Raw genomic sequence first — 11,630 nt, 5'->3', positions numbered from 1 at the left:
ACCGATTACAATTAAATGCTTTACTACCTCTTCACATACCTAGACCGGGAGTTCGACTTTTTTGGAGCCGGTGTCTTCCAGTACATCTCCTTCAGGGCAGGTATGGCCACACTCGTCTCGCTGTTGATAGCGATGATCTTTGGCGGAAAGCTTATTAAAATACTGCAGCGCAAGCAGGTAGGGGAGAGTATCCGGGACCTGGGCTTGCAGGGACAAATGGAGAAAAAAGGCACACCTACCATGGGCGGCCTGATTATTCTGCTGGCCATTCTGGTGCCTACCTTACTTTTTGCCCGTCTGGACAACGTGTATATCCTGCTCATGCTGGTGTCTACGGTATGGCTGGGCCTGATCGGCTTCCTGGATGACTACATCAAGGTTTTCAAAAAGAACAAAGAGGGGCTGGCAGGGCGCTTCAAAATATTAGGGCAGATCGGGTTGGGCCTGATCGTGGGCTTTACCCTGTTTTTTAGCGATGATGTGGTGGTACGCCAATACCTCTTCGGGGATGGTAGCATTTCATCGGTAAATGCCAGCAGCCACTTTACGGATGTGCACAAAATGATCACCACCATTCCTTTCCGGAAAAACAACGAATTGGACTACTGTAACCTGTTCACCTTTGCCGGGCCGCTTTTTCAGGGCTGGTCGTGCTACCTGTACATCCCTTTTGTGATCCTGGTGATCACGGCGGTTTCCAACGGGGCGAATATTACAGACGGAATCGATGGTTTGGCGGCTGGTACATCTGCCATTATCGGAATGACCTTGGCCATCTTCACGTATGTATCGGGTAACACCATTTTCGCCGATTACCTGGACATCATGTTTATCCCTAACTCCGGCGAGCTGGCTATTTTCTGTCTGGCCTTTGTGGGGGCTTGTGTTGGCTTTCTGTGGTATAATACATACCCGGCGCAGGTGTTTATGGGCGATACGGGTAGTTTAGCCATTGGCGGTATCATTGCCGTGCTGGCCCTGATCGTGCGCAAGGAACTGTTGATCCCAATACTCTGCGGCATTTTCCTGATAGAAAACCTGTCGGTGATGCTGCAGGTGAGCTACTTTAAGTACACCAAGAAGAAGTATGGCGAAGGGCGCCGCATTTTTAAAATGTCGCCGCTGCACCACCACTACCAGAAACTCGGCTACCATGAGTCCAAGATAGTAGGGCGCTTCTGGATTGTAGGCATTATGCTGGCCATTTTGTCATTGGCGACGCTGAAGTTAAGATAAGCCACAAGGACTAAGGAAAACGAAACGATGAAGATAGCAATATTAGGAGCGGGAGAGAGTGGCGTAGGAGCCGCTTTGCTGGCAAAGGCAAAGGGGCTCGACGTGTTTGTGTCGGACATGGGGCAGATAAAGGAGACTTATAAAGCCAAGCTGGCCACTGCCGCTATCCCTTTTGAGGAAGGCAGGCATTCTACGGAGCGTATTCTGGGGGCAGATGAACTGATCAAAAGCCCCGGCATACCTGAAAAAGCCCCGATCATTCAGGAAGCTTTCAAAAAGGAGATCCCGGTAATCTCCGAAATAGAATTCGCCGGCCGCTATACCCAGGCAAAGTTCATCGGTATTACAGGTACCAACGGTAAGACGACGACGACACTTCTGACTTACCACTTGCTAAAGAACGCGGGGTTAAATGTAGGCTTAGCCGGGAATATCGGCGAGAGTCTGGCCGAGAAGGTGATCGAGGACAAGTACGAGTACTATGTACTGGAACTGAGCAGTTTTCAGCTGGACAACATGTACCAGTTCAAGGCGCACATTGCGGTGCTGATGAACATCACACCGGATCACCTCGACCGCTACGGCTATAGCATGGAGAAGTACGCCGCCTCTAAAATGCGCATAGCGCAGAACATGACCGGGGCAGACTTCTTTGTGTACAACGCTGATGACGAAAATATTGCCAGGGCCTTTCAGCCGAAAGCTTTTGCCGGAGTGGCTGTCCCGTTTTCCCTGAGTAACGCTGAAGCTAGCAAGGTGTACTTTGACGGGGGTAAAATCCGGGTAAACGAGAAATTCTACCAGGGGTCGGTAGATACCTCTACGTCTAGCCTGATAGGCAAGCACAACCAGTACAACACCATGGCTGCCGTAACTGTGGCCAAGTTGATGGGGGTTGCCGATGCGGAGATAGAGAAAGCGCTGGAGACCTTCCAGAATGCAGCGCACCGCCTGCAGCCGGTAGGAGTTGCAAAGGAAGTAACCTATATCAACGATTCGAAGGCCACGAACGTGGAAGCCGTGTGGTATGCGCTGGAGGGTATCAAACAGCCGATTATCTGGATAGCCGGTGGGGTAGATAAAGGAAATGATTACAGCACCCTACAGGAGCTGGCCCGGGAAAAAGTGAAGGTGCTGGTTTGCCTGGGCAAGGATAACGAGAAACTGAAGCAGGCCTTTGGGAAAGTAGTGCCGATTATCGCCGAGACAACCTCCATCGAGTATGCCGTGCGCTTAAGCCGCTCCCTGTCAACGCCTGGAGATGTCGTACTCCTGTCGCCGGCATGCGCGAGCTTCGACCTGTTTAACAACTACGAACACCGTGGACAGCGCTTTAAAGAGGCTGTAGAAAAGATTGTTTTGAAGAAGTAAAGACAACATAACCTGTTTAGCCGAGGGTTTATGATAAAGCAGTGGTTACAAAAGAACCTGAAGGGAGATCCTGTGATGTGGGGTATCGTGATTGCCTTTTCGCTGATTAGCGTGGCAGTTGTGTACTCTGCCACAGGTACGCTTGCTTACAGGATGCGGGATGGTAACACAGAGTATTTCCTAATAAAGCATTCCTCGCTTATCCTGGTGGGGCTGGCCTTTATGTGGATTGCCCACAAGATACCCTATCGCTACTATTCTAAGCTGTCCTTGCTGGCGCTCATCATTTCGGCGCCATTGCTGATCATTACCTTCTTCTACGGCTCTAACATTAACGAGGCTTCGCGTTGGATCACGATACCGGTTATTAATCAGACCTTCCAGCCTTCGGACTTGGCCAAGCTAGCCCTGATCTCTTACCTGGCCAGCATGCTGTCGAAGAAACAGCAAGAGTTGGAGAACTGGAAAAGCACGCTGGTGCCGATGCTGATCTGGACAGTGGCGATCTGTGCTTTGATTGCTTTAACGAATACCTCTACGGCTGTCCTCTTGTTTGCAACCTGTATGCTGCTCATGTTCATTGGCCGTGTGCCCTTCAAGTACCTTGGCGCCGTGGTGCTGATAGGTATAGTAGTAGGTGGCTCAGCCCTGGCATTAGGACAGCGTATGGGCACGGCTATTAGTCGCTTCGAAGACTTTATGGACCCGAACGAGGTGCCCTTTCAGTTGGAGCAGTCCTACATTGCCATTGCCACAGGCGGGCTCGTGGGGAAAGGGCCGGGAAACAGTGATCAGCGGGACATCCTGCCGCACCCTTATTCAGACTTTATCTATGCCATCATACTGGAAGAGTATGGCTTGATCGGGGGAGTGGCGGTGCTGTTCCTCTACCTGGCGCTCCTGTATCGGGGGCTTGTTACGGTTAGTAAGAGCAATGGGGCCTTTGGTGGTTTGCTCTCTGCCGGAGTAAGCTTTAGCCTGGTGCTGCAGGGGATGGTGAACATGGCCGTGGCTGTAGGATTAGGGCCTATCACAGGTTTGCCGCTTCCTTTGCTCAGCATGGGAGGCACTTCCCTGATCTTTACGGGCATCTCCGTGGGAATCATCCTGAGCGTGAGCCGTAGCGATGAGCAGGAGTCGGAGAAAGCCAATGTGGCAGTTCCTGTTAGTACAGCCATAAATGCACCGATCAATGCCTAGAAGCGAAAGACCATATCGTGTAATCATCAGTGGCGGCGGCACCGGCGGGCACATTTACCCGGCGGTGGCCATAGCAAACCAGCTAAAGGCCGTAAACCCGGAGGCAGAGATCCTGTTTGTGGGGGCCAAGGGCCGCATGGAGATGACGCGTGTGCCAGAGGCTGGTTACAAGATCGTGGGGCTGTGGATCAGTGGGCTGCAAAGGCGCCTGACGTTGGATAACCTGTCGTTTCCGTTGAAAGTGCTTTCCAGTGTGCGGGCCTCGCATAAGATAATTAAAGAGTTTAAGCCGGATGCGGTGGTTGGCGTGGGCGGTTATGCCAGTGGTCCTTTGCTTTATGCAGCAACCTCACGTGGGATACCTGCCCTGATCCAGGAGCAGAATTCTTATGCGGGGATTACGAACAAACTGCTGGCCAAACGGGTGGACAAGGTCTGTGTGGCCTACCCCAACATGGAGGCTTTTTTCCCGGCTGAGAAACTGGTGCTGACCGGAAACCCCGTGCGCAGCGACATCCTGGACAGCCATCTGAAGCGGGAAGAGGCCTTGGGGCATTTTGGCCTGCAAAAAGACAAGAAAGTGATTTTGGTGATTGGCGGAAGCCTTGGCGCCAGAACGATAAACCGTAGCGTTGCTACCGGGCTTGCACAAATCGTGGAAGGCGGCTATCAGCTTGTCTGGCAGACAGGTAAAGCATTTTTCCCGGAGGCAAAAGCTTTGGAACAACAGTTCGAGGGGAAAGGGATTTACGCCTTTGACTTTATCAAGCGCATGGACCTGGCTTATGCCGCTGCGGACGTAGTGATATCCCGGGCCGGGGCCCTGTCTATCTCTGAGTTGTGTTTGGCTGGGAAACCCGCTGTGCTGGTGCCTTCTCCAAACGTGGCCGAAGATCACCAGACCAAGAATGCCATGGCGTTGGTAGAGCAGGAGGCAGCGCTTTTGGTACGGGATACCGAGGCGGGGGAAAAACTGATACCGACCACCCTGCAGTTAGCACAGGACGAGCAGGCGCAGCAGCGCCTGCGGCGGCATATTCTGAAAATGGCCCGCCCGAACGCGGCGGCCGATATTGTGAACGAACTTATAAAATTAATCGGGTGAGACTGGACAACTATTCATACATCTACTTTCTAGGCATTGGCGGAATAGGGATGAGCGCCATTGCCCGATGGTTCAAGGCCAAGGGCTACCCGGTCTGGGGATATGATAAAACGCGTACCCCCTTAACCGAAGCGCTCGAGCAGGAGGGGATTGAGGTGCATTACGAGGATAACATAGCCTTACTGCCCGAAGAAATCCTGCAGCACAAGCAGCAGACACTGGTGGTCCTCACCCCCGCTATTCCTGCAGAGCACAGCGAGTGGGCTTACCTGCGGGAGCAGCAGTACATGATCAAGAAACGTTCGGAGGTGTTGGGCATCATTACCGCTTCGGCCTATACGGTTGCAGTAGCAGGCACACACGGCAAGACGACCACTTCTTCGATGGTAACGCATTTGCTGCACCATGCCGGGGTGGACTGCTCTGCCTTTCTGGGCGGGATTGCGACAAATCTAAACTCCAATCTGCTGATTGGGAAAGGGGCTGTGGAGAAAGAGGTTGTGGTGGTGGAGGCCGACGAGTACGACCGTTCCTTCCTGACCCTGTTTCCGGAAATTGCAATTGTAACTTCCGCAGATCCAGACCATTTGGATATTTATGGCGATAAGGAGGAACTGATACGAACTTTTCAGCGGTTCATTAGCCAAATTAAGCCCGGCGGCTATCTGTTTTTACAGGAGAAAACGGACCCGCGCTTAACAGACCTCATACAAGCGGGGGTGCACATTGTAAAGTACAGTTTGGAGGGCGGGGAAGCCCACATCAAGAACCTTGCGATCCGTGGGCGCTGGTTTGAGTTCGGAGTGGAAAGTCCCTTTGGTAACATCCCTTCGCTGCGCCTGGGAGTACCCGGCTATCACAATGCTGAGAATGCGCTGGCAGCTGTGTTGGTAGCGCAGGCATTGAAGGTGACGGAAGAAAAAATACGTGACGGAGTCGAGACTTTTAGCGGGGTGAAGCGGCGCTTTGAGTTTGTGTATGAAGGCAAGGGCAAGGTGTATATCGACGATTATGCGCACCACCCGAAAGAGATAGATGCCTTCATGACTTCGCTGCGCGCTTTGTATCCAAACAAGAGAATAAAAGTGATATTTCAGCCACACCTTTTCAGCCGCACCCGGGACTTCGCCGACGAGTTCGCCGAGAGCCTGAGCAAGGCCGACGAGTTGGTGTTGCTGGACATCTATCCGGCCCGTGAAAAACCGATCCCGGGGGTGACCTCCGAGATGGTGCTGGAGCAGGTAAAAAGCCCCATAAAGGAGCTAATGCACAAGGAGGAAGTTGTGGGAAATCTGTTCAAAAACGGTGATTTTGATGTCTTGGCCACCGTGGGGGCCGGGGACATTGATACGCTCGTAAAGCCATTAAGAAATTTTTTAGAAAATAACTGAAATGGGCTTGAATAGTAAAATAAAATCTTTAATTTTTGCAGGTTGTAGCATCGTTACAATTGGCGCTTTGGCGGGCTTTGCTTCCTCACGGCAAAATGAAAAAGTCTGTGAAAAAGTGTCAATAAATGTTGAAAATGAGTACAACAATTACTTTATTGGGGACAGGGAAGTCAGGGACTTGCTCACCCGCGAGGGAGAGCGAAAATTAGAGGGGCTCCCCAATCAAAACATTGACCTGAAGAACCTTGAAAAACGCATCGAAGCGCATAAATTTGTGAAGAATGCGGAAGTGTACCGAGGTTTAGATGGGAACGTCCATGTACAGGTAAAACAAAACAGGCCTATAGCGAGAATTATACGATCAGATCAGGATGTCTACATCGACGCAGAGGGAACTATTCTTCCTCTGTCAGACAGATACACCGCTCGTGTAATCCCTATCACCAAGTCAGCGCTTGTTAAGTCATCTGACAAAGGATTCTTTCAGGATTCTATAGGCTACTCTTATCTTTCCTTACTGCAGTTCATTGAGCAGGATGCGTTTTGGAAAGCCCAGCTTGCCCAGATGCACATAGATGGCAAGGGCAAAGTCACTTTTCTGCCGCAGGTAGGTGAGCACAGCATTGAGTTCGGGAAGCCGGACCGGGTGGAGCAGAAATTTAAGAAGCTAATGGTCTTTTATAAAGAAGTACTGCCTGTGATGGGCTGGGAAAAATATAAAAGGGTAAATGTTGAGTACGAGGATCAGATTATTTGCGAATAACAGACACAAGATATGCAGAACGACAAAATAGTAGTGGGCTTGGATATTGGCACAACCAAGGTTTGCGCACTGGTAGGTCGTAAAAATGAGTTTGGCAAGCTGGAGATATTAGGGATGGGCAAAGCTACCTCCGAGGGAGTAGTGCGGGGCATAGTAAGCAATATCGACAAAACAGTAGAGGCCATCAGAAGAGCGATTCGTCAGGCAGAAGAGCAATCCGGAATTAATATCGGCGTGGTAAACGTGGGTATTGCGGGCCAGCATATCAAGAGCCTGCAGCACAACGGCAGCATTACCCGTCAGGTAACTGACCATGAGATCCGGCTGGAAGATGTGAACCGCCTTACAAACGATATGTACCGCCTGGTGACGCCTCCTGGCAGTGAGATCATTCACGTGATGCCGCAGGAGTACAAAGTGGACTATGAGGAGGGCATCGTGGACCCGGTTGGGATGTCCGGCGTGCGCTTGGAGGGTAACTTCCACATCATCACGGCGCAGTCAAATGCCATTAACAACATCAACAAGTGCGTGTCGCGCGCAGGCCTGGAGGTAGACCAGTTGATCCTGGAACCCCTTGCCTCCAGCATGTCTGTGCTGAGCGAGGAGGAGAAGGAAGCAGGTGTTGCTTTAGTGGACATTGGCGGCGGTACAACCGATTTGGCTATATTCAAAGACAATATTATTCGCCATACGGCAGTTCTTCCTTTTGGAGGGAATATTATTACGTCTGATATCAAGCAGGGCTGCATGGTGATGCAAAACCAGGCAGAGCAGCTAAAAGTGAAGTTTGGCAAGGCCATTGCCGACGAAGCGTCTGAGAACGAAATTGTTTCGATCCCGGGGCTACGGGACCGCACACCGAAGGAGATCTCCATTAAAAACCTGGCCTACATCATTGAAGCCAGAATGGAAGAGATCGTGGAACTGGTGTATGCTGAGATTGTGCGGTCAGGCTATGCCAACAGCCTCGCAGCCGGCATTGTGGTGACAGGTGGAGGTGCGCAGTTACAGAACCTGGTGCAGCTGACAGAGTACATCACCGGCATGGACACGCGCATCGGTTACCCGAACGAGCACCTGGGACGATCTAAAGTAGATGCCGTGAAGAGCCCGATGTATGCGACCAGTGTAGGCTTAGTCCTGGCCGGTTACCAACCGCTGGACCAGCGCGTGGATTCTTACAGCAGGACAGAGGAACCGGTATACCAGCAGCCAAAGCAGGCAGAGGTAAAGGCTCCGGGCAACAGTGGCGGCGGGCTGCTGCAGAAACTGAAAGGCTTCTTATCAGACGACATCGACAACAAACAAAGTTATTAACCCATTAGAGCAGGAGAATTTAAGTATGACATCAGCTTACACATTTGATTTGCCAGCTACCGGTAAGTCCATTATAAAGGTGATTGGCGTGGGCGGCGGCGGTAGTAACGCTGTAAACCACATGTATAGCCAAGGAATTAAGGACGTAGAGTTCATTATCTGTAACACCGACGCTCAGGCTTTGAAGAGCAGCAGTGTTCCGAATAAGCTGGCAATCGGGCAGAACCTGACAGAAGGCCTTGGGGCAGGTGCTAACCCTGAGAAGGGAAAGCATGCGGCGCTGGAGAGCAAAGAGGAGATCAGGGAGATGCTAAGCGCTGATACCAAAATGGTCTTTATCACAGCAGGTATGGGAGGTGGTACCGGTACGGGTGCAGCCCCTGTCATTGCGAAGGTAGCCAAAGAGCTGGGTATCCTGACAGTGGGAATTGTAACAGCGCCGTTTGCCTTTGAAGGCAAGAAGAAAAAGACTGCCGCCGAAAACGGTGTGAAGGAGCTGAGCGAAAACTGCGACACAATCCTGGTGATCCTGAACGATAAGCTTCGGGAGATGTTCGGAAACCTGACCATCCGGGAGGCTTTTGCGAAGGCTGACAACGTGTTGACTACGGCAGCCAAGTCAATTGCGGAGATCATTACGGTAACTGCTGAAGTAAACGTTGACTTTGAAGACGTTAAAACAGTAATGAAAGACTCTGGTGCTGCAGTAATGGGTTCTGCAACAACAGAGGGCGAGGGCCGTGCCCTGCGTGCTGCCGAAGAGGCTCTTTCTTCTCCTTTGCTTAACAACACCGACATCCATGGTGCCCAAAAGATCCTGCTTTCTATTATGTCAGGCGAGCAGGCTGAACTGGAAATGGATGAACTGACAGAGATCACAGAGTATATCCAGGATAAAGCTGGCCAGGAGGCAGAAGTGATTTTTGGTCATGGTATTGATTCATCATTGGGGCAGAGCATCCGTGTAACTGTTATTGCCACAGGTTTCGCAAGCGATACCCAGAGCATTATCGAGCCAAAAAAGACGGTGTTTGACCTGGAGAGCCAAAAAAAAATTGAAGTAAGCGAGCCTGCTAAGCCAGAGCCTGTTCCTGCACCAGAGGTGGCCACTTTCGTAGCCAAGCCTGTAGCACCGGCACCTGTTGCGCCGCCACAGCCTCCGGTGCAACCGCAACAGCCACAGGCGCCGCAGCAAGGTTATGAGCCAACGCGCCGACCAGTAGAGCAGCCACGTACACAGCCGATCGTATTTGAGTTGGACGGAAACGTGCAGCAGAACAACTACGCTGCTTCGCAGGAAGAAGAGATCATGGCGGCCCGTGCCAGAGAGCGCGAGGCGGCAGCCCGTCAGGCAGAAGAAAGAGAATTGATGCAGCGTCGTGCTGAAGAGCGGCGTGAGCGCCTGCGCATGCTGAGCTCTGAGATTACCTCCGAAGCCATCAAGGAGAAGCTGGACGTACCGGCTTACCTGCGCAGAAATGTGTCGCTGGAGAGAGTGGCTCATTCTTCCGAGCGTAACATCTCCCGTTTCAACTTAAACGATGACAACGAGATTCTTGGCGATAATCGCTTCCTGCACGATAACGTCGACTAAGTTTCAAGTAAGAGTAAAGCAAAAGGGCCTGTACCAGATCGTACAGGCCCTTTTGTTTATACAAGGCAAGAATTCTGTAGACGCAAGCAGACAGAAGCTTTAAAAAGAGATCAGTTGCTCTACGTGTTGTTGTAAGAGCTCATTATACAGTTTGCTGGTAAGCTGCTTTCCATCGAAGTTTTTCTCGATGTGGGCCAGCTTGAGCTTCATGGCCATAATATGCATGCCCAGGTAATTTAATATATCTGTCAGGTGGCTAAGGGCAAGCCCGCTGCCCTGCATACCCGAAGATAGTCCAATAAGAGCCCCTTTCTTATTTTGGAAAGGACAGGGGTAATCCAGGGCATCAATAAAGGCCTTCAGCACGCCCGGGAAGGAGGAGTTATATTCAGGCACCACGAACACAAACTTATCGGAAGCCTTGATCATTTCTGTTAGTTGGTTAAAGCGCTGGTTCTTTCCGGTGTTCTCATACATGGCTGACACAATAAAATCCGATGGGACGTCTGCCAAGTCAAGAATCTTGAAAGCCTGCCCGCGTTCCTCCAACATAGTCGCATACATGTTAGCAATAGCTCTTGATCTGGACGAAGGTCGGTTTGTGCCTGATATAAGTGTGATCATGTTTACTAGTGGCTTTCCCTTTTAACAGATGCGGTTAGTTAAGGTTATGATGCGGCTGTTAAAAGTGCTTTATACATACTTTAAAGCAAAAAGGCGAGAACTGTTGTGTCTCGCCTTTTTGTATACTCCTGTAGGAGGAAAAGTTTACTTACTACAGGTTCTCAGAGGTTGCTTTGGCAAGAATGTACTCGCTTCGCAGCATGTTGATGTTCTCTAACGAGATACCCACCGGGCATTCTGCGGCACAGGCACCTGTGTTCGTGCAGGCGCCGAAGCCTTCCTTATCCATCTGGGCAACCATGTTCTCCACGCGCGTCTTGCGCTCTGTCTTACCTTGCGGAAGCAAAGCCAGCTGCGATACCTTGGCGCTCACAAACAGCATAGCGGATGCATTTTTACATGCCGCCACGCAGGCGCCGCACTGAATACAAGTAGCCGCATCGAAGGCCTTGTCTGCAACAGACTTTGGAATCGGAATAGCATTGGCATCAGGAACACCTCCCGTGTTTACAGAGATATAGCCACCAGCTTGCTGAATACGGTCGAAGGCAGAGCGGTCTACCACCAGGTCTTTGTGTACCGGGAAAGCCGCAGCCCTCCATGGTTCGATCGTGATGGTGTCCCCGTCTTTAAAGTGACGCATGTGCAGCTGGCAGGTGGTTGTTCCTTTTTCCGGTCCGTGTGCACGGCCGTTGATGAACAGGCTACACATACCGCAAATACCCTCGCGGCAGTCATGGTCAAAAGCGATTGGCTCTTCACCGCGTATCAGCAGGTCTTCGTTGAGTACGTCCAGCATCTCCAGGAAAGACATATCCGGAGAGATACCCTTTACAGGGTACGTAACAAGCGCACCTGCTGCGTTTCTATCTTTTTGGCGCCAAACCCTTAGTGTCAGGTCCATTGGTTTAGCATTTGGATTACTTCCAGCCATTTCTATACAAATTTGAATTATGAACTTCGAATTAGGAGTTGCTCTGAGAAGCGTTCTGTTTACGCCATACTCACTTCTAATTCATAATTTCT

10 protein-coding genes are annotated in these 11,630 nt (G+C 51.1%); 8 read left to right on the top strand and 2 right to left on the bottom strand.

Annotation, left to right across the window (positions count from 1 at the left end):
• Window positions 1-15: 15 nt before the first annotated feature.
• From mraY to ftsZ, 8 genes are all read left to right on the top strand, one after another.
• Window positions 16-1,236, top strand: a complete 1,221-nt coding sequence (mraY, locus tag CHB92_RS09625; protein ID WP_089318985.1) for a phospho-N-acetylmuramoyl-pentapeptide-transferase — start codon at window positions 16-18, stop codon at window positions 1,234-1,236.
• Window positions 1,237-1,263: 27 nt separating this feature from the next.
• Window positions 1,264-2,607 carry a UDP-N-acetylmuramoyl-L-alanine--D-glutamate ligase gene (murD, locus tag CHB92_RS09620; RefSeq protein WP_089318984.1) on the top strand — a complete coding sequence of 448 codons (1,344 nt, stop codon included), beginning with the start codon at window positions 1,264-1,266 and terminating at the stop codon, window positions 2,605-2,607.
• Between the two features lie 30 nt (window positions 2,608-2,637).
• Window positions 2,638-3,807: an FtsW/RodA/SpoVE family cell cycle protein gene (locus tag CHB92_RS09615; protein ID WP_089318983.1), complete on the top strand. Its 1,170-nt coding sequence runs from the start codon at window positions 2,638-2,640 to the stop codon at window positions 3,805-3,807.
• A complete protein-coding gene (gene murG / locus CHB92_RS09610) occupies window positions 3,800-4,912 on the top strand; it encodes an undecaprenyldiphospho-muramoylpentapeptide beta-N-acetylglucosaminyltransferase (RefSeq protein WP_089318982.1) in 1,113 nt (370 codons plus the stop codon). The genes CHB92_RS09615 and murG overlap by 8 nt, the downstream gene beginning before the upstream one ends.
• Window positions 4,909-6,303, top strand: a complete 1,395-nt coding sequence (gene murC, locus CHB92_RS09605) for a UDP-N-acetylmuramate--L-alanine ligase (protein ID WP_089318981.1) — start codon at window positions 4,909-4,911, stop codon at window positions 6,301-6,303. Before murG ends, murC begins: the two co-directional genes overlap by 4 nt.
• A 115-nt stretch (window positions 6,304-6,418) precedes the next feature.
• Window positions 6,419-7,066: a cell division protein FtsQ/DivIB gene (locus CHB92_RS09600; protein ID WP_245842424.1), complete on the top strand. Its 648-nt coding sequence runs from the start codon at window positions 6,419-6,421 to the stop codon at window positions 7,064-7,066.
• A 12-nt stretch (window positions 7,067-7,078) separates the two neighbouring features.
• The gene (gene ftsA / locus CHB92_RS09595; RefSeq protein ID WP_089318979.1) at window positions 7,079-8,386 is read left to right on the top strand and encodes a cell division protein FtsA; all 1,308 of its coding nucleotides are present in this window, start codon (window positions 7,079-7,081) and stop codon (window positions 8,384-8,386) included.
• Window positions 8,387-8,411: 25 nt separating this feature from the next.
• Window positions 8,412-9,980, top strand: a complete 1,569-nt coding sequence (gene ftsZ, locus CHB92_RS09590) for a cell division protein FtsZ (RefSeq protein ID WP_089318978.1) — start codon at window positions 8,412-8,414, stop codon at window positions 9,978-9,980.
• A 99-nt stretch (window positions 9,981-10,079) separates the two neighbouring features.
• Here the strand turns inward: ftsZ and CHB92_RS09585 are convergent, their stop codons facing one another.
• Complete coding sequence (locus tag CHB92_RS09585) at window positions 10,080-10,604, bottom strand: NADPH-dependent FMN reductase (RefSeq protein ID WP_089318977.1); 525 nt, start codon at window positions 10,602-10,604, stop codon at window positions 10,080-10,082.
• A 151-nt stretch (window positions 10,605-10,755) separates the two neighbouring features.
• The gene (locus tag CHB92_RS09580) at window positions 10,756-11,508 is read right to left on the bottom strand and encodes a succinate dehydrogenase/fumarate reductase iron-sulfur subunit (RefSeq protein WP_089318976.1); all 753 of its coding nucleotides are present in this window, start codon (window positions 11,506-11,508) and stop codon (window positions 10,756-10,758) included.
• Window positions 11,509-11,630 lie beyond the last annotated feature (122 nt).

Origin of the sequence: Pontibacter ummariensis (assembly GCF_900188175.1) — a bacterium.
Lineage (GTDB): Bacteria > Bacteroidota > Bacteroidia > Cytophagales > Hymenobacteraceae > Pontibacter > Pontibacter ummariensis.
Note: the sequence above shows the minus strand (reverse complement) of the source record. Positions and strands in the feature narration are given on the sequence as shown.